Annotated in this window: 2 protein-coding genes; both read left to right on the plus strand. The window is 40.1% G+C overall.

Translation table 11 applies throughout. The features are described from left to right. Window positions 1–82: 82 nt before the first annotated feature. On the plus strand, window positions 83–367 hold the full coding sequence (locus FCV43_RS19990; RefSeq protein ID WP_017051427.1) for a type II toxin-antitoxin system RelB/DinJ family antitoxin: 285 nt from the start codon (window positions 83–85) through the stop codon (window positions 365–367). Beyond that, window positions 364–642 carry a type II toxin-antitoxin system RelE/ParE family toxin gene (locus tag FCV43_RS19995; protein WP_136996165.1) on the plus strand — a complete coding sequence of 93 codons (279 nt, stop codon included), beginning with the start codon at window positions 364–366 and terminating at the stop codon, window positions 640–642. Before FCV43_RS19990 ends, FCV43_RS19995 begins: the two co-directional genes overlap by 4 nt. The last annotated feature ends 32 nt before the right edge of the window (window positions 643–674 follow it).

The raw sequence follows: 674 nt of genomic DNA on the forward strand, positions 1-674 counted from the left end.
GAGTCACTCTTAAATTGTTGTTAGTTGCCCTTACCCAAGGCTAGTGCTAACATTTGTGCACACGAAAACTTAGGAGCCATTCATGGATACTAGAATTCAATTCCGTATTGATGACGAAATTAAACGCTTAGCTCAACAAATGGCGGAGAGCCAAGGTCGTACACTTAGCGATGCTTGCCGCGAGCTTACAGAGCAAATGGCGGAGCAACAACGAAAAACATTATCTCATGACTCTTGGATAACTGAACAAGTAAACTTAGCATTTGAGAAATTCGACTCCGGGAAAGCTACATTTGTTGACCATGACTCAGCAAAAACTCGAATGGCTGAACGAAAAGCTAAAATTCGCAATCGAGGCCATCAATGATTTTATGGGAAGAAGAATCATTGAATGATCGTGAGAAAATATTTGAATTTCTTTATGACTTCAACCCTGACGCAGCTGAAAAGACTGACGAAATCATTGAAGATAAAGTTGAAAACTTACTTGAACAACCTTTAATGGGTGTTCAACGAGATGGTATTCGAGGCCGATTACTAATTATCCCCGAAATCTCTATGATCATTTCATACTGGGTCGATGGTTCAATTATTCGTGTAATGCGAGTTCTACATCAAAAGCAAAAATTTCCTGCAAACTAATAGCTTCGCAGGGCAACTAACGCCGCGTTAAG

This window comes from Vibrio genomosp. F6, assembly GCF_005146325.1.
GTDB classification, from domain to species: domain Bacteria; phylum Pseudomonadota; class Gammaproteobacteria; order Enterobacterales; family Vibrionaceae; genus Vibrio; species Vibrio cortegadensis.